Origin of the sequence: Blastopirellula sp. J2-11 (assembly GCF_024584705.1) — a bacterium.
GTDB lineage: Bacteria > Planctomycetota > Planctomycetia > Pirellulales > Pirellulaceae > Blastopirellula.
The window spans coordinates 382,264-407,207 of record NZ_CP097384.1 but is presented as its reverse complement, the minus strand read 5'-3'; the positions used below and the strand labels follow the sequence as shown (position 1 = coordinate 407,207).

The following is a 24,944-nucleotide window of genomic DNA, read 5'->3' as shown; positions in this document are numbered from 1 at the left end:
CAAACCGTTTCCGGGTTTAGGCCGCGCGCTCGGCCGAGTGGGAAGAAGATGAGGAGAAGGAGGCGGGAACAATCGTTGACTCATGCAACTGCGTCGCATGGCGCAACGCTTCGGCGGCCAGCGGAGAACATGGGTGAACTTCATCCAGTTCGCTCCATCGAGCGGCGATCGCCTCACCGGCGGTACGCACGATCTGAACTCCGGCCGTCGTTAAACTCCACTGCTGGCGACGGCGATCATGCGGGTCTCGCTGCGAGTCGATCCACTCGCGCTGACGTAACCTCTCGACAATTGCGCTGATCTGCGCCGGCGAAACCGCCAGGCGATCGGCCAATTGGCGCTGCGAAGGAGGATTTGTTTCGGCGTCATAGGCGGCCAGCACCAGAAATTCGTTTTCGCTTAACGCGGCTTCGGAAAGCGCATCGGCCAGCGCTCGACGGACGAACCGGTCGAGCCGGCCTGTCGATTCGGCCAAACGAGCGAAGATTCGCCAGCGACTAGCGGCGGATTGATCGGCCTGCATGCCGGTCCCCTTTGCACTTTCGGTAGTCGTCAGGCAATCAGCCCGGCGACATCGGATCGTATGAATCATTCCGAATGAAACGATTCCCTGTCGGGATGATTCGTCTCGGAAAGCGTTCTCACTTGAATCATTCAGGCAGAATCGTCCGCGACCGCCGCAGAGAGGGCTATGGCTTCACGAGAAGCACCAAGTAGCCGTCAGGGGGGAGCACAGCCCCGATGTTGGACGAATTCTGCGCCACACAGCGACGGAAGTGCTATGCTATTAAGAGGTTATGGAATTAATCCAGCACAGACAAACTTGACTACCCATTTTTCCTAGTCTATTATCGTCCCATCTTATGCGCCCTCGATTTCCGCAGAATTTCCGCTTCAGGGCTGACATAGGAATTACACTAGTAGGACCCGTCAACTTTGACGGCGTCACTTGCGATCCGCATCCGGCTATCTTCTCCGCTCGAGCCAAAGATCTGACATGACAATTTTCTACATCGTGATCGCGGTGCTGGTGCTGCTGTTTGGGATCTTGTCGTATCTCAACTTTCAGACCTGGCATATCGTCACCGTGCTAGCCACGTTCTGTTGCTTCTTTGCGGCGTTCGCGTTTGTCGTTCTCAGTTCGTTGGTCTTAAAGACTCAAGCCGCGTGGCGCGCCGACTATCAAAACAAAGCCGAGATGCATGCTCGTCTCGAAACCGAAGTGGAAGTGCTGGAAACCGGCGCTGCAATCAATGAAATGACCGGCCAACTGGTCTCGACCGACGATCCGATCGGTTCCATCTTGACCGCCAACGCCGAACTAAAACGAGTGATGCATGCTCGCGGTCGCGTCTGGCGCGGTTGTCAGGCGGGTCAATTAGCCCAAAACTCGATCGAAGTCGTGATGCCGACTCGGCAGCCCGATCCGACCAATCCGATGGCGCCAGTTCCCTCTCAAGATCGTTCGCTCGACATCGACACGGTGCTGTATGCGTTTGGCGAAGTCCCTCGGCCCGATGGAATTGTGCTGCCAGGCGTTTACCTGGGCGAGTTCATCGTCACGATGACCAACTTCCCCAACGTCACGCTCGAACCGGCTCTGCCGCTCACCCAGCAACAAGCTCAACTGATCAACCGCGGCGGCACATGGACGCTGTACGACCAAATGCCGACCGACAACCGTGAAATCTACGCCGAACTGGAGCAGCCTGAGGTCGATAAGATCATCACCGAGACCTTCACTTGGGGTCAGGGAGACCCGGCCGTTTCGGAAGCGTTGAAAGAGCAGTTCGCCCGCACCGGCAAAACGGCCGATCCCAACGATCCGCCGGCGACCGTTTGGAAACGTGTCACCTTCCTGAAAGATCTGTCGGTCGACGTCGACTCCGATTCGGATGTCGCCGCACCACGTGAAAACTTTGAATCGGCGACCGGTTTGGCCGTCGCTCCCGATCTGAAACAGGGCGCTCCGACCGAATTCAAGCAAGGCGATACGACCCTGCTAGATGCGACCACCGCCGCCGAAATGGCGGCCGACGGCACGGTGAAAATCGAAGAAGACGTTTATCGCCGTCCCCTGCACGACTTTAGCAGCGAGTTCCGTTTCGCTTACTCAATGCTCAACAGTTTGCGTGATCAGATCGCCGCCTATCAGACCGAAATCGGCCTGACCGACGCCCAGATTACGCGCACGCAGGAAGTGGTTCAGCGTCGCGAAGCGCTTGGCGTTTCGCTCGACAAAGACCTGAATAACGTCACGAAAGAGTTGGAGCAGATCTCCGCCTACAACGATCGTCTAGACGCTCACTTGAAGACCGTCCTGGCCGAAGTGAGCCGCACCTATCGCTCGGTCCAAACGCTGCGAGAAGCCTTGGTCGAGACGCAAGAGAAGCAAAAAGCCCAGATCGATCAGCAGCTAACCGCCGACGAGCAGCAAACGGCCCTCTGAGCGCGTTCTGCGCCAGATTAGACATTCGACATTTCGCGCCTGCGTGCTAGCACGCACCCAATTCTTCCCTTTCTCCCCTCCCCAGGGGCGAAATCTGCTCTAGGTCGCGTCTAGGCGGCCTGTTAAACTTTCCGACTGCGGCAGTCCTCTCCCCGGAATCGCCTGCCGCGTCGCAGCGACAGGGATGTTCGCCGTGACCGCACGAAATCATCTGCACGTTGGTACGCCTCGAATGAAGAACGGAATCTTCGCCGCCGCGGCCCTGGTCTTGGTCACCATTTCGGTCGCCGCTCAGGCTCAAGCTCCCGTCATCCCATCTGGTCAAGTTCGCCCGCAGCGCGCCCCTGCTCCGCCCCAAATGCCGCAGCCGCAATGGGTCGCCGAACTGACGCCGCAGCATCTGCAGTACCTGGACGAGATCCTCTCGTTTTGGGAATTCCGCAGCAGCAAAGTGCAGCAGTACGAATGCCAGTTCAACCGCTGGGAATACGATTCGGTCTTTGGACCGCCGCAAGATCATAAGACGCTCGCGACCGGTGAGCTAAAATACGAAAATCCCGACAAGGGAAGCTTTCAGCTGACCAAGCTCGACGAATATCGAGCGCCGCAGCAACCCGGCGGTCAGCCGACTTACGAACCGGTTCCCGGCGACTTCCTGGAACACTGGGTTTGCGACGGCAAATCGATCTTCGAGTACAACGCGCCAAAACGCCAACTGATCGAACGTCAGTTGCCCCCAGAACAGCAAGGCCAAGCGATCAAGCATGGCCCGCTGCCGTTCATGTTTGGCGCCAACAAGGCCGAGATCAACGCGCGATACTGGCTCCGCGTCACCACGCCGCCGGGCAACGAAACCGAATACTGGCTCGAAGCCTGGCCCAAGTATCTTGAAGACTCGCAAAACTTTCACCATGTCGAAATCGTGATCGACCAGGCCGAGTTCCTGCCGCTCGCGATCCAAGTCTTCGATCGCAACTGGAACCCCTACGCCCAACCGCCGGTCCATACCCGCACCGCGTACGAGTTCAAAAACCGCAAAACCTTCGCCCAAGGCGATTTCGCGCTGAACGTGCAGCAACTGAACCTGTTCCGCCGCTCGTTCTACGAACCGACCCTGCCGTCCGGCTGGCAAAAGGTGGTCGAAAAACCAGAGATCGCCACCGCGCCGGGACAACAAAAATTCGGCATGCAACAACAACGCAGCGGCGTCCAAAACGTCCCGATCGGCTTGGCCCCGCGCAACAACCAGGCGAATACGATCCCACGCTAGGTGGGCGCCTTGGTTCAGCGACCATGGACCAAAAGGTTGGACCGGACCGCGACCAGTTTTCTCACAAATTACCCAAACGCCCTGTGGGTTAAGCTGGGGACTTTGGCCATGTCCATTTGGGTGCTCCGTGTGGGACCAAAAGGTTGGACCGGACCGCGACCAGTTTTCTCACAAATTACCCAAACGCCCTGTGGGTTAAGTTGGGCGCTTTGGCCATGTCCATTTTGGCGCTCCGCATGGGACCAAAAGGTTGGACCGGACCACGACCAGTTTTCTCACAAATTACCCAAACGCCCTGTGGGTTAAGTTGGGCGCTTTAGCCATGTCCATTTTGGTGCTCCGTGTGGGACCAAAAGGTTGGACCGGACCGCGACCAGTTTTCTCACAAATTACCCAAACACCCGGTGGGTTAAGTTGGGCGCTTTGGCCATGTCCATTTTGGTGCTCCGCATGGGACCAAAAGGTTGGACCGGACCGCTCCGAGTTTTCTATCGCGCCAATCCAACACCAGCCCGAGTGCGCAAGCTGAGGGAATCCGGCTTCCGTCCCAAATGACCGAGCAGCCTCATTGGGCATCTTGCCGCACGGTAATCGACCATGGATCTGTGAGTTTTGTCAAAGGAGAATCTTTGCAGCGGCGCATCCCCAACAATTTGCCACTGCCGTTATGCTCCGCTAGATTGGCGGCACTCGTTCGCAATCGACTCGCGAATTGAATTCGACCCAGGAGACTGCCATCGCTACTCGCGCGAAATTGCTGGCCTTGCTGCTGATCGTCGCTGCGATTCCGCTGGCGCAAGCCCAAGCTGCCGAGTGGGGAACGCTGACCGGCAAGTTCGTGGTCCAGGGCAAAGTGCTTCCGCCGGCGGTGCAGTTTCCGGCTGGCGTTTGCGGCGGCGGGCCCATCTTGGACGAAACGCTGCTGGTGGGCCCGAAGGGGGAATTGAAAAACGTCGCGATTTGGATCGCGCCCCATCGCGACGAGACGGCGCCCGAGCCGCATCCCGATTATTTGAAACTGATTGAAACGCCGATCGAACTGGGCAATCTGGCCTGCGTTTATGTGCCGCATTGTGAGGTGATCTGGACGAAACGCCCCGTTCATTTGTCCAACAAAGATCCGATCACGCATAACTATCGAATCGACGGCTTTAAAAAGTCGTTCAACTTGCTGATCCAGTCTGGCGACGTCCATATCCAAAAGTTTGAAAAACAGGAACCCGTACCGATTCCGGTGTCATGCTCGATTCATCCCTGGATGCGATCTTGGCTGATAATCCGCGATTCTCCCTATGCGGCCGTAACCGCCGCCGATGGAACCTTCACGATCAAAAATCTGCCGGCTGGAAATTGGACTTTCGCGCTATGGCACGAATCAACCGGATACCTATCCGGTTTGAAACTCAACGACGAAACGACCGATCGCCGTGGCCAATGCCAGATCAAAATCGAGCCCGACAAAGTGACCGACTTGGGCGAGATCATTGTTCAAGCGAAAGACTTGAAATAGCGCGTCATCGTAGGGCAGGCCGTGCCTGCCGCCGCGCTGCTCGATTTTCTATCCACGCCGCATAATCACGCATTCGGCAGGCACGGCCTGGCCTGCTTTTCTTTGCCTCCGAGTATCGCCTATGTCCTACTCTCTACGCGAACTGATGGTGGTGGCGCTTATCGCCGGGCTCGGCTTGGCCACGCTTAACGCTGGGGGATGGCTGGCGTCAGGCATGATCTTTCTGGCCATGGTGCTGTTGATGGGGCTGGCGATCGTCGCCTTGGTCGGCAACGGGATTGAACGCGCGTATGCGATTGGGTTTGTGATTCCAGCGATCTGTTATGGAGTCCTCGTTTGGTCAGGCGGCAACCGAGAGCTTGATCCTTATGAGAGTCAACTGCCGGCTTCGCATCTGCTCCAACCGTTGTTTCAAGCCATGGCGAAAACCACTTGGGTCGATATATTTTCAGGGAAGGAGATACCGAAGCCAAAAGCTCCGACAGCGTCGAGCGGCGGGTTTCTGGGTGTTGGAGTAAGCCAAGGCGTCCCCAAGGAATCAATCAATCGCGAAACGTTCATGAAAACCGGCCATCTGTTGTTTGCTCTGGCGATGGGCTACGCCGGCGCCAAATTCGCCGTCGCCGTTGATCGACGTTCAACGCCACAGGCTCCCTAACCGGTCATGCCGTTTCACCGCTATGCCCCGGCAAGCAAACCGCAGCGCCCTCGGTACGGACCATCCATACGTGTGAATTGTAGTCGCAGGGTACGTCTGGACGCACCGAAGCGCCGCAATTACTCCTCACTTTCACCGCTGGCGTCGTCTGCGGTCCTTGGGGATCCACCGGAAGAGAACGACTGCGGCAACCGCAAGGGGCGGAGTCGGCCTCGGATTCGCTATACGGAGCCAGATTGAACTCGCGTTGGATATCGTCAAGTTGGCTTTGGTCGTCAATCCCGTTGGCGACGCGATCATCGGCGTCACGATGGCTATAGACGTTCCGCTCGACTTCCATAAGCGCCCGGGAGGTCGAATATTACGCCTCCAATTCAGAAACCGGATCGGCCATGGACGGCAACATCAGCCCTACCAACCCCATCGAGATCAGTACTGCGAAGAGCACCAAGCCCGTTCGCAAAATGCTCGCCATGAATCGTCTCCTCGATTGCGAGGATGAGAATCAGAGGAAATCAAAGCCCGACGGCCTTCAATTAGCGTACCGCGATTGCAGGGGGATCGCTAGTTTTTTGCTGGGTGAAAGAGGGGACCGATTAGGCATTGGCCAAATGACGTGTCAGCGAGCAATAGAACCCGATTGTGAAGATATAACCAAACAACCTTCGGCTGGAGTTTGGGAGTCTTCGCTCAGTGCGATGAATATGGCAATAGAATGCGAGTTGCGTCTACGGATGGATAATGAACAAGTTTGCATGCGAGTTTTTCGTTCGGTAATATGATCCTTCCGACCGATGCAAGCATGTCCCTTGGACCTTTTGCAAAGTAGCATGTCATTTTTTTAGCAAACGATGGCAACCATTAGCGGCGATTTTCCGATCATCTCACGGCGAATACCCAAATGAGCATTGAACAAAAGTTGATCTTCCTATCTTGGTCTGGTAACCAAGCGAGAAAGCTTGCAAAAGGCTTCAAGTCAATCCTTCACAAAGTGCTTTCTCAGCAGAAATGCGAGATATTCATCTCGACGGACATTGAACCAGGAGGCCGGATGTACTTCGAGATCGAAGAGGCGCTGAAGCAGGCGACTCTTGGCGTCGGCTTTGTTACCGACTATTCTTCCCTCCGACCTTGGCTCAACTACGAAGCAGGCCACTTGGTTAGCCAAAATCGCCCTCTGATCGTGTTGACGGCGAATCACAAACTTGATCGATACCATCCGCTGTCACATCTTGTCGCCGCCGACGCTACTGACTTCCTTCAATTAAAGCAAACGGTGAGAAAGGTGATTAACGCCGTTGAAGACTTTGAACAATACCAAGAGTTCTTACTCGCAGATTTTTGCAAATACGAGGAGCGATGGAAGCAAATATGCGACGCGAGCACTCCATGGTGGCCGGAAAAATCGCGATCGCGACTGAACGCCGCAAGTCGCAATATCCACCAAGCGTTGGACGCTACGATTTCGGACCATGCCGAACCGGCCAACCGTTGTTACCAAGAGATCATTACTCGAGCGGTGGAGGAAATCAGCAATCAAGTTCTCGTCGGCGACGCATCACACGGTAACGGGTTTGTTCTGAGTCTCCATCGCATGCAATATCCAGAACTTCTCGTGCACCTGCAAAGTTCCCTTGCCTGCCGCGTGCGTGCAATCGCCGTTCTGGACGAGGTCGAAGATTTTTGGAACGCAAATCTGGGCCGCAAGATTCTCGAAACGACAGACCCCAGCAGCGAACGAATTTTTATCTGCAAGTCCAAGGACCTGCTGCAAAAGTATTGGTCAACGATCAAGAAGCACGCATGCAGATACAATGTGCACGTCGGCACGATGTTTACGTTTCAAAACATCGCGAAGCTTCGCGCTGTAGACTACTCGATACTTTCCGATACGACCGAAGCCTCAGCCAATCGGGTTCTCTCGCTCTATGACGAAGAGAATCGAATGATTGAGTTTCGTCTCTCTCCCGAAGAGATCGACACCCGCAACCGCTTGTTCGACGCGATGCTCCGCCATTGTCGGCTAGTCGAACCAAGAATATCTCCCACAACCAGCGTAGAAGAGGAAGAGGATGAACTGCAATCGCTAGCCGCTTACTTTTTTGAAAAACAGCCTCGCGTCAAAGGCACGGTCCACATGACGGATCGTATTTTGCTGGAAGAATACGAAAAATACGAAGAGGACCATCCATTCTACCTGGACATGGTCCGAAGAATGGTTGGCCAAGCGCGAGATCGCTTCAAGGATTTCGGCGAACAGAAGTTGCGTCTGCTCGATTTTGGCGCCGGCACAGGGCATTTCACAAAGCGACTTGCACAACTGAAAGAAAACAAAGATATCATCGCTGTCGAATCGGATCCTGAAAGTTTCAATCGGCTGCAAAGCAAATTTTACAACGACCCGAGCGTTAAGCCAGAACTTGCAAACAGCACTCAGTACGAAGGAAATGTCGACTACGATCCCGACGGCGAATTTCACTTCATCTTCTCTTCCTTTGCCGAACATCACATCAAGCGAGGCGACAAGCTCCGCTATCTTAAAAACGTCTATCGGAATCTCAAACCCGGCGGGTATTTTGTCGTCGGCGACGAATTCCTCAGGCCTCACGACATCGACAACGATGAAGAACACGACGAAGCTCTCAAAGCTTACCACCATTACATCATCGATCTAGCCACTCAAAACCGAGACTTTGGCGTTGTAAATCTCGAAGTTGAAGCGATGAATTGTGGTCTTGAGCGGATCATCGATTTTAAATTACCGCTGAACGAATATTTGGAATATCTTCGCCCCTGCGGCCTCGTTCTAGAAGCGTCGATATCTATTTCCCCGTCAGAACTGCTGAGCACAATCGGAGGGATTGTTGTGCTTGTCATTCGTCGAATTGATGATGGACCGGAGACGGAAAGTGTCAAAGACAGCTAGTCGTCGCCGAGGAAAAGTCATGAATTGGCTCTATTTCGAAACTGTTAGAAGAATGTGGACGTCAAACAGTTTCTGGCGACGCCATTGGAAAAAAACGCTTGAGATGTTCTTTGTCATGATCGGCGCCACTTGGAGCTTCGCTGAAATCCTGGGCCTGGTTATTGACCTGAAAACACAGCATTCGATCATGCTATTCAGCATTATTTTCGGCTCCGGGATCTGCGGCGCCGCCTACGCCATCTGGCCAAAACTTTCGATTTCAACGCGAATGCCCGATCGAGATGTTACGGTTCGCATTGTTGTTGGCGATCTGTTCGCCCAAGAAGGAGCCTTAATCATCGGCGCTTCACGGACTTTCACCACCGAATTCAACGGATACATCGACGAGGGAAGCATCCAAGGCCAGTTCACGCGGAAATACTATAACGGCGCTGATATGCGGCTTCGAGACGAGATCATGGCGGAACTCGTTCACCTCCCAACGGAACAAGTACCCGATATTAAAAACGCGGAGTTGTTCCATGTGCACTACCCGCTGGGGACGGTGGCGCGGGTCACCGCGGTTGGACGGACCGCCTACCTACTTGGTTTTGTTAAACAAACCGGCGAAAAAGTGGGCGAAGCGACCCTACCGGAGTTGAGAAAGGCCTTGGGAATGCTATGGCCCTACGTCATGGCAAGCCCAGGCATGGAACCACTGGTTACTCCCGTGCTGGGATCGAACTTCGCCAGAATTAAAACGAACCACCTTCAGCTGGTTCAGGAAATCGCAAATTCTTTTGTCGAAGCCGCTAGTCGATCACAATTCACCAAGCAGTTAACGATTGTGATCTCCCCTAATGACTACTTTCGTGACGAATCACTCGAACTGGGCGAGTTAAGCAACTACATAAGCTTGATTTGCCGCCACCCAGAGCTAGTCGCACGCGAAACAACTTAGATGTCGGCAATGCAATAGCAGCAAATGCACTGCCGTTTACATCCCAAACGTATTGGGATTGAACGAAGCCAGCAGCTCGCGGCCCTTGTGCATCATGTAGGCTTCGTGGGGGCCGATGGGGCGATCGGTTCCTTCGCTGCTATAGAACGTCGTGGTCCGCAGGTCGGCGACGGCGACGCCTGGCAACGCTCCGACCACTTGCCGCACGACAGCGACCAGGCGAACATCGCCGAAGAAGTAGCCGAGCTTGATGATTTGGATGATTTCGTAACCTTCCGACTGCAGACGAGTCGCCAGAGAATCGGCCAACTGTTTTTGCGCCTCCTGCCATTCGCCGGGCTCCGACTCAAAAATATCTTGATGCTCCGACTGCCAACCTGCGAAAGCCGCATAAGCGTCTTCCGGCTTCCAAGGAGTCAGATCGGCGGCGAAGCTGTGCGTCAGCGGGCCGACCATGCCGAGCGAATGGAAACTGCCGGCAGGCATGTGAAACGCATACTTGAACAGATAGCACATCTGCGGATCGTCAAAGCCGGGCCAGGACAGCTCACGCTGGTCGACCAGTTCGAGTTCGTGCGGCGGCAGGCCAAATTGCGTTTCTTGCGACAACCAGAGGGCCAATTCTCCCTCGGCGCGAGCGACCGGAGACTTCCATTCTTCGTCGATCGATTCGAGTTGGTCGATCTCTTCTGCAAATTTTAACGCGCGCAGACGCGCGACCGGGTGCTTGGCCATCTCGGCCAGATGCTTGGTTCCCTCTTCAACCCCCATGCGCGCCAACGCGGCGGCCGCTTCACATTGCAGCTGACGATGGCTCAACTCGAGCACCTGATTCAGTTTGCCGATCGCGTTTTTGTCATCAATCAAGGCCAATGCGTCGCACAAAGCGACCGCCATCGCGACCCCTTCGGAGACTTGGGCTCGCATCACTTGGAGCTTTTCGGGGGTTAATTCGCTCGTTTCTTCCATTTTACCGAGCCGCGTGGTGATACCGCCCAGCAGATCAATCAACTGACCGCTGACGCCGGCCGCCGGGTGCGTCGTCAAGCGACCGGTGCGAAACAGAAAGTTAGAGAGGTCCAAAACGAGCGCGGCGACGCTTAAATGTTGCAGCGAATCGAGCAACCGCGGATAGAGGGCCTCGGCGTTGAAATCACCGTCGCGCATCAGCGGCGCAAAACCGACGGCAGCGGCGGCGGTGCGATTGGGCGGATCGTCAGCGATCAGGTCGGCGAACTGGCTGAGCGCTTCAATCGTCCCATTGGCGGTAAGCCAGGGGAGCAACAAATGCCGCAGCGGATGTTCGGCGCCCCAGCGGCGATAAAGAGCCGTGATCCGCGGAATCAACTCCAGCGGCAAATCGGGGTCTTCGCGCAGCCGCATCGCAACCAGGTTGAGCGCGCTGTCGAGATAGATGCGGCGCTCACGGGGGAAGTCGTCAGGCAGGTGCTCCAGCGCCATTAAAATAGCGCTGATTTCGAGCTCGTCGGCGGCCGCGATCCAATGAAAGCGATGTGGATCTCCGCTACCTGGTCCGTTGTCGGGAAGCGCGCCGGAAAGTTGTAAGAGGAATTCGTTAAGCCGGTCCGACATGAATACTGCGAGGGAAAAACGACGCGAGTGGAAAGAAACGATTTATTTAGTGTAGTTTGATCTCGACTGGGCTACGACCACCGAATGCGCGTACCGCGAAGCATGTTCTTTGTTGAAAGTTGAACGTTCGGCGTCGCTGGAAGAGAATTTTATGAACAATTCGTAAGCCAAGTACGATAATTCACCTTGACGAAAAAGAGGCGAAATTGCTTCAATGCGCGGACACGCTGAGGTGACGCATTTCTTACGATCGCAAACTGCACAAGCGATCGACCAGAAATGGGTCGCAAAAAAGTCCACGAGGAGCAAACCTCCGCGCGAAAAAACGTCCTCAAGACTATTGATCGAATCGCGGCGCCGTGGGACGGACGGCCCCAGGCCAACTGCCGGTCGCTTCGATTCGTTAATTTGAAACTTCGAATTGCTCCCCCTACCTAGCGCCCAAGGAGCAGTTCACTACAGAAGATGGGCGCTACCACTTGAGGAGCCACGGAGATGGCAACCAAGAAGAAAGCTGCACCGAAGAAGGCCGCCAAAAAGGTCGCCAAGAAGTCACCGAAGAAGGCCCCTGCCAAAAAGGTCGCCAAGAAAGCGGTGAAGAAGTCGCCCAAGAAGGCTCCGGCCAAAAAGGTCGCGAAAAAGTCGCCGAAGAAGGCAGCCACGAAAAAGGTCGCCAAAAAGTCGCCGAAGAAAACCGCCAAAAAGAAGGCGAAAGCTCCGGCAGCGGCGGCGACGCCTAGCTAACGCCGCCGCTGCAAGCCGCAGCGCCGATTAGCTGATTCCCACCCGGGAATTGCCCGTTACGACGAGACAGGCCGGGCCGCTATCCCGCAATTTGCGAGATAACGGCTCGGCCTATTTTTTTGCGCTTCAACGACTTAGGCCCAATCGGGCCGAATTTTGCCGATTGTCGCTAGCGGCTGACTCGATTATCTTAGAGGGCTTATATTTCTAGCACGCAGCCCTTGACTGAATAGAGCTTCCCTTGTCCCAGATGGCTGATATCAACTACGCCGACATGGCTCTGTCGGTGGAAATGAAGGCCGCGCTCGAAGCGGCTCGCTATATCCAACCCTCGCCGATTCAGGCCGCGATCATTCCCTTGGCTCTCGAGGGAAAAGATGTGCTCGGCCAGGCTCGCACCGGCACCGGAAAGACCGCCGCGTTCGGCATTCCGATTATCGAACGACTGGAGCACGGCCCCAATTCTCGCAACCCCCAAGCGTTGATCCTGACGCCGACTCGCGAGTTAGCCGTCCAGGTCCGTGACGAAATCGCCAAGTTGACCCATGGGCAACGAATCAACGTGGTCGCGGTCTACGGCGGCAAACCGCTTCGCTCGCAAATGGAAAAACTGAAGCGGGCTCCCCACATCGTGGTTGGCACTCCCGGCCGCGTAATTGACCTGATGACCCGCCGAGCGCTCCAGTTGGAGATGCTGCGGACTGTCGTCCTGGACGAAGCGGACCGAATGCTCGATATCGGCTTTCGCCCTGATATCGAAAAGATTTTGCGTCGCTGCCCGGAAGAACGCCAAACGCTGTTGTTGAGCGCTACCGTGCCGCCGACAATCGAAAAGCTGGCCCAGCGGTATATGCGCGATCCCGAGAAGGTCGACTTTTCGCCGACCAATATCTCGGCCGAGACGATCGAGCAGCGCTACTTTACCGTCGACCACTCGAAGAAGTTCGACATGCTGGTCGAACTGCTCAAACGCGAACAGCCGCAAAAAGCGATCGTCTTTTGCCGAACCAAGCGGGGAACCGAGCGGATCACGCAACGGCTGTCCAAAAAGACCAAGCTGGTCCATTGCATCCATGGCGACATGCAGCAAGGCGCTCGCAACCGGGCTCTGTCTGATTTCAAAGCGAGTAGATTTCGAGTGCTGGTTGCGACCGATGTCGTGGGCCGCGGCATCGATATCTCGGACGTGTCGCACATCATCAACTACGACATTCCTGAATTCTCGGACGATTACGTCCACCGCGTCGGCCGCACCGGCCGCATGGGCAAAGAAGGAATCGCGTTCACCTTTGTCACGCCGGAAGAGGGGAATGAGCTAACGCGCATCGAAGTCCGGATCGACAAGCTGCTGATCCGCGACGAGTTGCCGGGCTTCGCTCCCTATGAACGAACCGATGTCGACACCGGACCTGGTCCGGCCGCGACGGCAATTGGTCCCGACGGGCAGAAAGAAGTCGGCATGGTGACCGAAGAGCCGAAAGCGGAACCTCCCAAAAGTCTGAAAAGCCGCGCCAAACGGTACCGTCGGGCCTTGTAGCAAAGCGGAATAACGCCGCTCGAAAGCATTCAATCGGCGTGGAGCGAACCTCAAACCGAAGACGCCGCTTGGAAAAAACGCCGCGTCACGCGAAGTCTTCGTAATGACGAAGCGTCTAGGTTTCTTGCAAACGATCGCGCCAGAGCCCAAACTACGATGACAACGGGATGAATAGTCAAGCGCAGGATCGCGACTTGACCTTGGCGCAGGAGCTTTTGGCATGGGTATGTTTGACTTTTTGTTTGGTCCCTCCAAGCAGGAACGTTTCGCCCAATTGCTGATCGATCGGATTCGCCTGGCCGGCGAAACCAAAGAAATCATCTTCCACAACGAAGAGTTCCAGCTCCGCTTCTATGAGAACGGCGAAGAAGCCGGCATCGCCAATCTGAACAATCTGTACGCCGAATACTGCAGCATCGCCAAAGCCGATCGAGACGAATTCCTCTCGCAAGCAACCCGGGCGCTCCTCTCGTACCGCAAAGAAGTCCCCGAGGACTTTGAAGATGCGCGACATGACGTTCGCCCTGTCGTCCGCAGCCGCGCCTATTTCGAGATGCTCCGGCTCGAACAGTACTTTCGCGGCGGTCCTCCGCTGCAACTTCCCTACGTCGATATTGGCCAGCATCTGCTAGCGGCGCCGGTCTTTGATCTGCCGGAATCGATCCGCGCGATTGATCAAGAGCTGCTCGATACTTGGGGGGTCTCGCTGTACGAATTGATGGAGATCGCCAAACAGAACTTGGAAGATTCTGAGTTTGTAGTCGGCGTGGTCGGCGAAAAGCTGTACGCACTGGCGAGCGGCGATAGTTATGACGCCGCCAGGATGCTGCTGATCGACCATATCTTGGAATTCAAGCTAGAGGGAGACCCGGTCGCCGTCGTTCCCAATCGCGATTCGCTGATCGTCGTCGGCAGCGATGATAACGAGGGACTGGCGATGATGCTGGATCTGATTGAACAATCGAGCGCCGACCCGCGCCCGATCAGTGCGATTCCGGTTCGGTTGTTCGATGGCGAGTGGGAAACCTGGCTCCCCCATCGCGCGCATCCCCTCTATCCCCGCTTCCGCGAGTTCGAGGTCCAATCCCTGCTCGGCGAGTACGAAGAGCAGAAAACGATGCTGGAAGGGGTCTTCGAGGAAGAAGGTATCGACCTCTTCGTCGCGACTTACACCGCGATCAAGCGGAATGAGTCGAACGAGATCCTCACCTACAGCGTCTGGACGCGTGACGTCGCGTCGCTGTTGCCCAAGACCGACTATGTGCTGTTCGGCGATCCCGGACGCCTAGGAACGGTCGCCTCGGCGTCGTGGAGCAAGATGGAGTCGATCGTCGGCGATCTGCTGGAAGATCTAGAAACCTATCCGCCGCGGTTCCGGGTGACCGAGTTCCCCAGTGATGAGCAACTGGAGAAGCTAGGGCATGATGAGCGGATCAGCGCCTAACGCGCTGCTTTTTGAAGGTTTGAAGTAGCGCTATTTGAACACCTGGCTGCCATTTCTCTTCGTAGCCCGACGCGCGAGCGAGGGAAATGGGGTCTCCCATTCAATGACGAATGTCGAAGCACCAATGTCGAATGAATGACCCAATGTGCGAATGACGAACGATTTCGTGATTCGACCTTCATTCGACAACCGGTTTCCTGCCGAATGAAGGCCGTTCACCAATCAAGCGACCGCTACGAGGCCACGGTCTTGGTCTGGGCGAACTTTTGAACTTCATTCCAAGCCAGTTCGTGGGGCATCACCCCTTTTTGAACCGACACGGCCGAGGTCAAGCCGGCCGCTTCTCCCATCGGCACCGCATTGCCGGTCACGCGATAGCTGGAATGAGCGAGAAAGTCGCCGCTGATACAGCGGCCGGCCATCATCAGTCCATCGACGTCGGCGGCGACCAAGGCCGGCAACGGGATGTCGTACTCTTTAACGCCGGCCGCTTGATATCGTCTCACGTCTGGCGGATTCGATCCGTCCGGAAAGACGTTGTGAACGTCGAATCCAAACCTGGTGCTGCAAACCGCTTCTTCATGCCGCATGCCCGAGATCAGATCGTCCGCGGTGATATAGTAGCGGCCTCGAATTCGGCGTCCCTCACGCACTCCAATCTGCTCGGCCGTCGCGACGACCGCGAGATCTTGCCAGGGGCGACCGAGTTTCCGCAAGCCTTGTACGATCGCATGCACTTCCGCTCTAGATCGGATCGTCGCCTCCGTGATCGCGCCGGCGTCGAACGCTGGCACGCCGTACTCGTGATTGGTCATCAACGAATAGATTCCGCTATGCAAATGACGTAAGGTCGGCGCACGATACGAGGGATCAATGCCGGCCTCCTTCATGAACTTGTAAAATCGCGGCTTCGCTTCCGCACCGTTCTCGCGAATAAATTCGGCCACTTCCGCCATGTTTAATCCTGTCAGCAGGGCCATCATCGACATCGGCTGGCATTCGCAGTTGCGGTCGTAACCGACATCAAACTGACAACCGGCCTGGGCAGCGAGATCGCCGTCGCCGCTGCAGTCGACATAACGCTTCGCGACCCATGCTTGGCGTCCCGACTTCGACTCGGTAATGATCGCAACGATTCGCTTTTGCTCGTCGGTGACCGTCCCGACCAACCGCGTATGCAACTGAATGCGAATGCCGGCTTGAACGCACATCTCTTCCAACACCAGCTTCATTAACTCGGGATCATAGACTTCGCCGCCTGTCGATTTGGCGACGTCGCCGCCGCGCTCTTTCATTGCGGTCAACACTTCTTGCATGATGCCGGGCTTATTGCCGCCGCCGATGATCTTGGTCAGCAAGCCTGCGGTCCAGACGCCCCCCAAGCAACCGGCGAGCTCAATCAATTGCACGCTGGCTCCGGCTCGCGCTGCGGCCAGCGCGGCGCCAATGCCGGCGGGACCGCCGCCGCAAACCAACACGTCGCTATGACCGGCGATTGGTATGGCGCGCTCGCGTTCGACCAGGGCGGCGCGATTTTCGATCAATTCCCCCTGCGTTCGCAGCACTTCTCCTTGCAGTAAGTCCGGCTTTTTCAGAACGCCGTCGAGCGCCGCCGGACTTTCCCCGAGCGCTTCGCCGAGCAACAGCGTCTGTGCGCCGACCATCGCGCCGACAGCCGACGTTTGAAAGAATGCGCGTCGGCCCTGGATAATCGGTGATTTATTTGGATTCATCGGTGACTTTCTGATACGAGTAAAGCAAGATCTTCCGTTGCGGAAGCGAATGGTCGCGATCGTTTGTCGCGTTGCGTTATTTCGACTGGAGGTCGAAGTCGATCACGTTCGCTTTGTCTTCGACAACGGCGGAGAGCGTGGTTTGGTTATGGTATTTATTTGGCAGCAGTTCTTTTCGAGTTACGCTGCCGTTATCATCTTCGATCAACGTACGAATGATCACAACGTGCGGCCCCAAGGTCACACCGCTTCGCTCAAGGCTATACCCCATCGTGTATTCTCCCTGCTCGTTGGTGATCCCATAGGAAGGGCGCCCTGATTTTGGCTGAAAGTGAACGGTGGCGCCTTCGAGAGGCTGCGCATCCAGCGTGACCATTCCCGAAACGGTCGCTAATTCAGGCCCTTTCTGTTGATTGCAGCCAAGGTTTAGCGAAGTCAACAAACAGAAAGGCAACGCCATGCAGAGCATGCTCGCTTTGGTGATGAAATGATTCGACATTCTATTTGCCTGTATTTCTCGATCAACGTTTGTAAATGGAGGACCGCAACGGCCCGTTTGCGCAAGCGGTCGAAGATCCAGCGTCGGCGACCTATGCGCAGACATAGCGTCTGCACACAGGAGAAGACGCCTGAGAATTGAAAGCGGAGACAGGGGATCACGGCACGTGCGATTAAAAATTACTGACGACTTGGCCGTCGTTACGAGCCAACAATCGTTCGTAGGTGCTATCCACGTCACTTTCGTTGCTGGAACCGTCCGTAACATAGTCAATGGTTTCGGCAACAAGATGCACCGAGCCATCAACGAAGAGGAACTGGGCGCCTCCTGGATGCAAGCTGTTAAAGCTCTCTTTTAATTCGTTGGAGACCGGATTGGAGTGATTGATCGAGGCCCGGCCTCCAGCGTACAGGTCTCGAGTCACATTCCCCCCTTTGCCTCGCGTTGCGCCCGCCCAAACCGCCGCTTGGTAAAAGAGTTGCCCTCGTTTCCAGGTGGTCTCTCCGATCGCAATCGTGTTCGAGGTTCCATCGGTTACGTCTCGCAGTCGCAATGACCCTTGCGACGATCCCGGCTTGCCGATCGGGAAAAATACGCCGGTTTGCGCCGCAACGACCGGCGTAATCTGCAGCGCGCGGTGACGATGGCCGTAGCTCGCCTTATAGTTCGACAGCGCCCATTCCGAGTACTCGCGGCCGTCGCCGATTACCGGGCCTGTGTCTGAAGGACAACGATAAGCGTCCAGCGGCGTCAACGCGACCGGGTCGATGACGTTTTCTAGCAACTGTCCCTGTCCGACGCCTGATTGAGCGTACAGCGCCGATTGCTCGATGAACGGCAGCAGCAAAGCGCCCCATCCCCAGCACTCGACGTCCGTATCAGCCGAGTCGCTTCCCCAATCAGGATCGTTTTGCTGCACGACATGCCCAGGCGGCAGCGCTCGGTGAACATCATGATAATTGTGTATCGCCAGGCCGATTTGCTTGAGGTTATTCGAGCAACTCATTCGCCGCGCCGCTTCGCGCGCTTGTTGCACCGCCGGCAGCAGCAACGCGATCAGCACGCCGATGATTGCGATGACCACCAATAGCTCGACAAGCGTGAACCCTCTACGGTTGGGGCCGCTGGCTCTAGACATAGGACAAGCTCCTTCAAAAAAGCACACATGGGATGAAGAGAAAGATGAATTGATTTCAATCGTCAAGCCGATTCTTGGGGACAACGACGATCCCGTACATCGAACCGGCTAATTCGGTAGCGCCGTCAAATTGATCGGATTTCTCACCGTTGGCGCCCAAATGGATGCTCAGATCGGCGATGTCCTTCCGTTTCCAAACATTCACCGGCACGTCCACCGATCGACCTGCCCCTTTGCCGAGCCAACGTATATCGGCGGTTCCTAACGGCGGCACAAGAATATCTCGTTGCTGGTACTTGTCTCCCAAGTCGATCCCCACTTGCCAACCGGTATCGACAAAGTCGTTGGCCAGCCATTCGGGAACCAGATAGCGCTCATCGACCAAGACGTAGACGTCGGCCGGGCGTGATAACGTCATCGTGATCTGGATATCTTTGCGATTCTTATCATCGTTAAAGGTGCGAATGTAATCGGCGCCGATCAGCTCTGAAGGAATCTTTGTTTCGCCTAATCCGTTCCACTCATGATTTCGATCGGCGTAGACTTTCGCATCTTCCCTAAAACCGCCGGGGACAACCATGTAAAACTTGGCGTCCGAGTCGCTGGAAACGTTGTCCGCTACGGATGCGATCAACGAATTACCGCCACGAGAGACGGTCGACCACTCCGGCGGCGACGTCGAACTCCAGACCGTCGAGATTCGTTCATCTCCGCCTGACTTGCGGTAACGCTGGGCTTGTCCTGAAACAAGCATCTCGCGTGCTGACTTCGGCAGTTTGTTGCTCGCAATATCGACGACTCCGTCAAACACCAAAACGTCGGTCTCTCCATGAGAGTTTGCACTGACGCCGAACACGGTTCCCAGGTCAATCACGTCGACCGCTTCGGTTAAAACGGTGAAGCCTTTGCCTTGCTCGCCGACGTCGACGTGGGCTTGGCCTGTGTGCAGCCGAACCAGTTTTGGGGCTAGCAGTTCTAAATCGGCCCCTTTCGATAGGGAAACGCGCACACCGTTCCGAAAGATGATCGAACCCTCTTTCGCGGTCGCGACAAGTCGATCACCTGACCGCAGTTCGCGGCCCGCCGAGGCTTGGAAGCCGGTCCAGGCAATCGGCGTCGAGTTCGCCGCTGGAAAGTAAAACCAACAAGCGATGAGCAATAACGCACAGAGAACGGCGACGAGAGCGAGCGGTCTTCGCTGCGGCGGCATGCTGTGAGCTTCTGCGACTTCTCGCGCGGCAGGCCGAACAACATCAGCAAACGTATCCGATAGCGAAACGTGCAGTTCGGCCAACTGCATGTAGCTGTTGCGCAACGTTTCACTCTTGCTAAGTTGCGTTTGGAGTCGCTCGAATTCTTGATCCGAAATTTCACCTTCGAGCAGCTTACCAACTAAGCGATGGAATTCGCGTTCCGAGAAATCGTCTTCCCACGACATGTTGAAATTGAAGTTTCGACCATGAATCATTGCTTCCCTCCCGACTTCATGCACTGCAACAAAGCGGCTCGCGCGCGGCTCAACAGCATTCCGACGGCAGTCCGTGATCGCTCCGATTTTTCCGCGATAAATTCGATCGTGCACGCTTGGTGATAACGAAGCTCAATGACCTCTCGTTGTCGCGCCGTAAGACGATGTAAACACGATCGGAGACGGTTCGACATGTCATCCGTCAAAATCGCTTCGGTGGCTCCGGCCTGCTCGGACAGCTGATCGACCAGATCCTGACGAAAAACGAGCCGACTACGGTGCGACGCTTTGAGCGCGGCCAATGACTGATAGTAGGCGATGCGCAAAGCCCACGATCGAAAGTTGGTCCCCGGCAAAAATTCGTCTCGTTTCTTCCAAATCACCAGATTGGTTTCTTGAACAACATCGCGCACCAAGTGGGAGTCTCTTACCAAAGAGGCGACGAAGCTAAACAAAACGCGTTGGATTGAATCCAATTCCCCACGAAACCAGTCGTCACTCTCGACGAACGAGTCGCGCTGGCCAGGGGTACCATTCGTCACTCTTACCTCTGCGGCCATGCCATCCATTTTGCGATTCATAGGGGGGTGAACCAGCGACTTCTACTGTGAAAACGAAACCAGGTCTTACCAACCTGTTCTTGTCCGTTGCGCCGCCGACATCAAGCAATTGACGCAATCACCCAGACATAACGCGAAAAAAACGAGAATTCCTTTTTTTCACCACTTTTTTTTCATGCCAGACGCCCCCCACAGAAACTTGTCGGGCAACAACGCTTGAAATCCCTTAATTTCCAGCGGCGATATAGACAGAAGCGCCCCATCTCTCCATCGCGTTGATCACGATGTTTGCTTTACGACACGGCTGGGGGCGGAAGCTCGCGAAAGAAGCGTCGGAACTCGCCGGCAATGAAGAACGACCCGGTCACGCACAGCAGATCGTTCTCGTTCGATGCGGCGATAGCGGCGGCGAACGCTTGCTGCGGATCTTCGATGACGTGCCGGATCACGGTGCGACGCCCTGTCGGCAGCTTCACCGCCATGGCGTCCAGCTCATTCGGCTCAACCGCGCGAGGATTGGTCGCGTAGCGGGTAAACCAGATCTCGTCAAAATGTGGGAGCAGCAACTTCAAAATTTCGCGATGCTCTTTGTCGCTCGAGAGGGCCAGCACCAGACGTCGACGGTTGACCGGCAGTTCGATCAGCACGTCGAGCAGCGCCGTAATCGAAGCGTCATTGTGAGCCGCGTCGACATAGATGACCGGCGAATCGGCCAGGCGTTCAATCCGGCCCGGCAATTCAGCGTCCGACACGCCGCGACGAATCGCCGCTTCACTGATCGAAAAGCCGTGCGACTGCAGCGATTTGGCGACCATCACCGCGACCGCCGCGTTACGCATCTGATGCTTGCCCGCCATGCGGCACATCAGACCGGCCAGCGTTTCGTTTTTTTCTCCCTGACGCCAAGTTAGGTCAAACGTACGTTCGCCATGCGACTGGACGACAAAGTCGCGACCGATCTCAATCAATTGGGCTGCCTGTTGGGCGGCGATCTGTTCAATCACGGCACTCGGCTCTGGCTGATCCACGCCGGAGATAATCGGCGTCTCGGTTTTGATGACGCCCCCCTTCTCTGCAGCGATCTCACCAAGCGTGTCGCCCAGCAGCGCCATGTGATCGCGGCTGATCGTGGTGATCACGGAGACCAGAGGACGGCAAATGTTGGTCGAGTCGAGTCGCCCGCCAAGTCCCACTTCTAGGATCGCCGCATCGACGCCGCTGCGAACGAAGTGCATCAGCGCCATTGCGGTGGTGATCTCGAAATAGGTCGGACCATCCCCGTCGCGTTCAGCGTCAATCTGCAGCACGACCGGCGCGATATCGTGAATTAGTTGCGTCACTTCGTCCGCCGAGCAGGCGATTCGATTGATCGCGAACCGTTCTTCCAGTCGCTCTAGATGGGGAGAACTGAAAAGTCCAACCCGGTATCCTTCGGCCTCGAGAATGGCGCTCAGCGTGGTCGCGGTCGAGCCTTTCCCCTTGGTTCCAGCGATATGGACGATCTTCAGCTGGTCAACCAGATTGCCCAACAACTGGTCCAACCGCCGCATCCGAGCCAGATGAAACTGGGGGGAACGATACGGGATGACCGCCGCTCTCTCGTAATTGATCCGACCCAGCAGAAAATCGATCGCCTCGTCGTACGAGCGAATCGGGGGAGTCGCCAGTTCGACGCTCGGGGGCGATACTTCAGGTTTTCCGTCCATTAGCTTGAGTTTACTACTCCGGCCATCCGATGTCGTTGGGTTGAGACCGCGGAAGCGGGGGCAAGAAATAAAAAAAGCCGGCTTGGCTGCGGGAGGCCTAAACCGGCGAGGATCTCAGCGGAGTTCTGTCGGAGAGTGCGGAGAGACGCTACTTCGGGAAGAGTTCACGTCTTGGATTCTGGAAGATTGGTAATGCATACTCCGTGCCGAAACCGCTGAAAAAACGACGCAAAACGCCGTATCTCGCTACAGGATAATAGGTTAATGCGATTCTACGCCCGCATTGGGCAGCGGAGCGATTGTAAATGTTGCAGATCTGCAGCGGCAAGCTTTGTAATCGTTGCATTCCCTACAAGCTGCTGCGGTCGATCACTTCGCTTCCCGCTCGAGTTGAAATAGCTCGCCAGGCATCGAGATCCACGGTTTCGGAAACGCGCGAGACCGAGCCATCCATGAACGAAACATTGACGATGCCGGGGTGGAAGCTGCGCGCCGTGACTGCAGCGACGGTAGGAGCGTTGGAAGCAGAAGTGACGTTCTTCTCTCGATTATTCGTAAAATCGATGGCCAGACCTTTCCCATTGGCATCTTTGAACAAGGTATTGGGGGGGAAGAACGTAGTGAATCCGCTGTGATGCACATGACCGTCGACCCATTCCGTATGCCCAGAATCACGACTGATGCTTCCCACTAGCCCATCCATGTACGATTGCACCGTCGCGCTGGCTTGCAGTGATTTGTCGCTATAGGTGGACGTATCGCGATCATAAAGCGTAAATGCTCGGGCCTCGCTAAAGGCCAACGTGTTGCTGGTCCCGTCGATAATGGCCGCCATATTTGTGCATTTTTCAGCCGTAAACCCTCCCTCTCCGCCGTTGGAGCCATCCCAAACAACCCAGCGTCCCTGATTAACGACATAGCTCAACGGGTAATGCTCGGGATTTCCGCTGCCATCCGTGCGAGTCTGATCTTTGATTTCCGATGGACAAAGCAGCGCGTCGACTCGCAGCGCCGGTAAAATGCGGTTATCCGAGCCAAATCGAATTGAATCATGGGTGCCGTCGATGTACTCGCCGTAGGGGACGTGAAACTCGATCGCATTCTGTAATGCGACTTGTTCGATAAACGGTAAGAGTCGAGCCTGGATCGACCAGCCGCCCGAGTTTTCTCGAGTCATCGGAAAACGCAGAAAGGTATCGTGGTAATTATGGGAAGCCAAAGTGAGCTGCTTCATATTGTTGGAGCAGGACATCCGCCGCGCTGCTTCTCGGGCCTGCTGCACCGCAGGTAGCAACAATGCGATTAAAACCCCGATAATGGCGATCACCACCAGCAACTCAACGAGTGTAAATCCATGACTTTCCGACCTCTTCATTCCGGTTCCTCGCGCAATCATTCGAGTTGTTGAAGCTGAGACTTCATATCAAAAGCGATTCGCAATTATGAGCCAGCTCCCTACAGGGGTCAACCAGACAGCCCCCCCCCATTCGCTGGACTAAGGAAAAGAGGGTATTCCGCATAAGCTGCAAGAGTGGGCAAATCCGGACAAAACAAAGAAGATCGGATGAAACCTCGCCTCGGTGGAAGATGGTTTCCTTGCGATAGCCCCCTCTGGCATCTATAGTCAACCTTTTACGCTATCGTCCTTTATCTTCCCCTGACACGGGGTAAAAAAATGGACGCGGCTCGGCGAACGATTGCCCATGGATGTGCGTAGTTGATGGGTAGAGCTAGCTCTTCTGTTGCTTGCACGCGGCGTCATTCATTTCCTTACTTATCCTTCTCGCTTCTTATTTGGCAGGTTTAGCTCCTCTATGGCGACGACCGAGACCATGGATTCAGCGGCGGAAACGCCGGCGGCATCCAATGAAATCGTTATTGAAACTCGTAATCTCACCAAGGTTTACCGCGATTTCTGGGGACGCCAAAAAGTCCGCGCGTTAAAAGCGCTCGACTTAGAGGTGCGCCGCGGAGAAATCTTCGGCCTGTTGGGGCCGAACGGTTCGGGCAAATCGACCACCATGAAGCTGTTGTTGGGACTTCTCTTCCCGACCAGCGGTCAGGCGCTCGTCTTTGGTGAAGATCCCTCGAAGGTCAGCATCAAAGAACGAATCGGCTATCTGCCGGAAGAATCGTACTTGTATCGCTTCTTAAGCGCCCGCGAAACGCTCGAATTTTACGGCCGCTTGTTCGACATGCCGGCTTCGGTTCGCCGTGAGCGCATCGACAAGCTGATCGATATGGTCGGCCTGAAATGGGCCGAGCGACGTCAGTTGAAAGAATACTCGAAGGGGATGACGCGCCGCATCGGCTTGGCCCAGGCGCTGATCAACGACCCCGAACTGATCTTCTTGGACGAACCGACCACCGGCCTCGATCCCCTCGGTATCCGCGAGATGAAAGACTTGATCTTGCGTCTGCGGGACGAAGGCAAGACGGTGCTGGTCACCAGTCACCAATTGGCGGACCTGCAAGACGTCGCCGACCGGATCGCGATTTTGCATCAGGGTGAACTGAAAGAAATGGGGCGTGTCGACGCTCTGTTGAAAGTGCGCGATGAAACGCAAATTCGCGCTCGCAAGTTGTCGGACGCCGCCAAAGAAGAGATTCGTCAGGTGATTCAACGTCACGAAGGCGAATTGATCGACATGGAGAATCCGACCACCACCCTGGAAGAATTGTTCCTCAGCATCGTGCGCGACAGCGAGGCCCGACCGGGTCGACGTGCTCGCGTCGACCGAGACGATTCGGCCAACTAATTCTGGATTT

20 protein-coding genes are annotated in these 24,944 nt (G+C 55.7%); 10 read left to right on the top strand and 10 right to left on the bottom strand.

What is annotated here, in order from left to right; all coding sequences use genetic code 11:
- Window positions 1–16 precede the first annotated feature (16 nt).
- Window positions 17–592: a MarR family winged helix-turn-helix transcriptional regulator gene (locus M4951_RS01705; RefSeq protein WP_262024756.1), complete on the bottom strand. Its 576-nt coding sequence runs from the start codon at window positions 590–592 to the stop codon at window positions 17–19.
- A 405-nt stretch (window positions 593–997) separates the two neighbouring features.
- On the opposite strand from M4951_RS01705, the gene M4951_RS01700 reads away from it, so the two are divergent.
- From M4951_RS01700 to M4951_RS01685, 4 genes are all read left to right on the top strand, one after another.
- The gene (locus tag M4951_RS01700) at window positions 998–2,449 is read left to right on the top strand and encodes a hypothetical protein (protein ID WP_262024755.1); all 1,452 of its coding nucleotides are present in this window, start codon (window positions 998–1,000) and stop codon (window positions 2,447–2,449) included.
- Window positions 2,450–2,642: 193 nt separating this feature from the next.
- Window positions 2,643–3,719: a TIGR03009 domain-containing protein gene (locus tag M4951_RS01695; RefSeq protein ID WP_262024754.1), complete on the top strand. Its 1,077-nt coding sequence runs from the start codon at window positions 2,643–2,645 to the stop codon at window positions 3,717–3,719.
- 712 nt (window positions 3,720–4,431) lie between these two features.
- Entirely contained in the window at window positions 4,432–5,229 is a 798-nt protein-coding gene (locus M4951_RS01690) for a hypothetical protein (RefSeq protein ID WP_262024753.1), read from the top strand.
- A gap of 121 nt (window positions 5,230–5,350) precedes the next feature.
- Window positions 5,351–5,887: a hypothetical protein gene (locus tag M4951_RS01685; protein WP_262024752.1), complete on the top strand. Its 537-nt coding sequence runs from the start codon at window positions 5,351–5,353 to the stop codon at window positions 5,885–5,887.
- Between the two features lie 4 nt (window positions 5,888–5,891).
- On the opposite strand, the gene M4951_RS01680 is transcribed toward M4951_RS01685, so the two are convergent.
- Entirely contained in the window at window positions 5,892–6,227 is a 336-nt protein-coding gene (locus M4951_RS01680; protein WP_262024751.1) for a hypothetical protein, read from the bottom strand.
- Window positions 6,228–6,938: 711 nt separating this feature from the next.
- Here M4951_RS01680 and M4951_RS01675 point away from each other — a divergent pair.
- Both M4951_RS01675 and M4951_RS01670 read left to right on the top strand, forming a co-directional pair.
- Window positions 6,939–8,813 (top strand): class I SAM-dependent methyltransferase, encoded by a 1,875-nt coding sequence (locus tag M4951_RS01675; RefSeq protein ID WP_262024750.1) that lies wholly within the window; start codon window positions 6,939–6,941, stop codon window positions 8,811–8,813.
- Window positions 8,814–8,832: 19 nt separating this feature from the next.
- Window positions 8,833–9,753 carry a macro domain-containing protein gene (locus M4951_RS01670; RefSeq protein WP_262024749.1) on the top strand — a complete coding sequence of 307 codons (921 nt, stop codon included), beginning with the start codon at window positions 8,833–8,835 and terminating at the stop codon, window positions 9,751–9,753.
- 36 nt (window positions 9,754–9,789) lie between these two features.
- Here M4951_RS01670 and M4951_RS01665 read toward each other — a convergent pair whose 3' ends face one another.
- On the bottom strand, window positions 9,790–11,346 hold the full coding sequence (locus M4951_RS01665; RefSeq protein ID WP_262024748.1) for a HEAT repeat domain-containing protein: 1,557 nt from the start codon (window positions 11,344–11,346) through the stop codon (window positions 9,790–9,792).
- A 479-nt stretch (window positions 11,347–11,825) separates the two neighbouring features.
- Here M4951_RS01665 and M4951_RS01660 point away from each other — a divergent pair, with 479 nt between their 5' ends.
- The 3 genes from M4951_RS01660 to M4951_RS01650 all read left to right on the top strand — a co-directional run bounded on the left by M4951_RS01660 (window position 11,826) and on the right by M4951_RS01650 (window position 15,071).
- Complete coding sequence (locus M4951_RS01660) at window positions 11,826–12,086, top strand: hypothetical protein (RefSeq protein ID WP_262024747.1); 261 nt, start codon at window positions 11,826–11,828, stop codon at window positions 12,084–12,086.
- Between the two features lie 254 nt (window positions 12,087–12,340).
- Window positions 12,341–13,627, top strand: coding sequence for a DEAD/DEAH box helicase (locus M4951_RS01655; RefSeq protein ID WP_262026978.1), 1,287 nt, complete (start codon window positions 12,341–12,343; stop codon window positions 13,625–13,627).
- A 220-nt stretch (window positions 13,628–13,847) separates the two neighbouring features.
- Window positions 13,848–15,071: a DUF1444 family protein gene (locus M4951_RS01650; protein WP_262024746.1), complete on the top strand. Its 1,224-nt coding sequence runs from the start codon at window positions 13,848–13,850 to the stop codon at window positions 15,069–15,071.
- A gap of 233 nt (window positions 15,072–15,304) precedes the next feature.
- On the opposite strand, the gene M4951_RS01645 is transcribed toward M4951_RS01650, so the two are convergent.
- The 7 genes from M4951_RS01645 to M4951_RS01615 all read right to left on the bottom strand — a co-directional run bounded on the left by M4951_RS01645 (window position 15,305) and on the right by M4951_RS01615 (window position 23,550).
- The gene (locus M4951_RS01645; RefSeq protein WP_262024745.1) at window positions 15,305–16,804 is read right to left on the bottom strand and encodes an FAD-dependent oxidoreductase; all 1,500 of its coding nucleotides are present in this window, start codon (window positions 16,802–16,804) and stop codon (window positions 15,305–15,307) included.
- Window positions 16,805–16,880: 76 nt separating this feature from the next.
- On the bottom strand, window positions 16,881–17,303 hold the full coding sequence (locus tag M4951_RS01640; RefSeq protein ID WP_262024744.1) for a carboxypeptidase regulatory-like domain-containing protein: 423 nt from the start codon (window positions 17,301–17,303) through the stop codon (window positions 16,881–16,883).
- A 172-nt stretch (window positions 17,304–17,475) separates the two neighbouring features.
- Window positions 17,476–18,441 carry a DUF1559 domain-containing protein gene (locus M4951_RS01635; protein WP_262024743.1) on the bottom strand — a complete coding sequence of 322 codons (966 nt, stop codon included), beginning with the start codon at window positions 18,439–18,441 and terminating at the stop codon, window positions 17,476–17,478.
- A gap of 55 nt (window positions 18,442–18,496) precedes the next feature.
- Window positions 18,497–19,909 carry a FecR family protein gene (locus M4951_RS01630; protein ID WP_262024742.1) on the bottom strand — a complete coding sequence of 471 codons (1,413 nt, stop codon included), beginning with the start codon at window positions 19,907–19,909 and terminating at the stop codon, window positions 18,497–18,499.
- A complete protein-coding gene (locus M4951_RS01625) occupies window positions 19,906–20,490 on the bottom strand; it encodes a sigma-70 family RNA polymerase sigma factor (RefSeq protein ID WP_262024741.1) in 585 nt (194 codons plus the stop codon). The genes M4951_RS01630 and M4951_RS01625 overlap by 4 nt, the downstream gene beginning before the upstream one ends.
- A gap of 272 nt (window positions 20,491–20,762) precedes the next feature.
- Window positions 20,763–22,175: a bifunctional folylpolyglutamate synthase/dihydrofolate synthase gene (locus tag M4951_RS01620; RefSeq protein WP_262024740.1), complete on the bottom strand. Its 1,413-nt coding sequence runs from the start codon at window positions 22,173–22,175 to the stop codon at window positions 20,763–20,765.
- A gap of 349 nt (window positions 22,176–22,524) precedes the next feature.
- Window positions 22,525–23,550 carry a DUF1559 domain-containing protein gene (locus tag M4951_RS01615; RefSeq protein WP_262024739.1) on the bottom strand — a complete coding sequence of 342 codons (1,026 nt, stop codon included), beginning with the start codon at window positions 23,548–23,550 and terminating at the stop codon, window positions 22,525–22,527.
- A gap of 439 nt (window positions 23,551–23,989) precedes the next feature.
- Between M4951_RS01615 and M4951_RS01610 the strand changes: the two genes are divergently transcribed.
- Window positions 23,990–24,934 carry an ABC transporter ATP-binding protein gene (locus tag M4951_RS01610; RefSeq protein WP_262024738.1) on the top strand — a complete coding sequence of 315 codons (945 nt, stop codon included), beginning with the start codon at window positions 23,990–23,992 and terminating at the stop codon, window positions 24,932–24,934.
- Window positions 24,935–24,944: the final 10 nt, after the last annotated feature.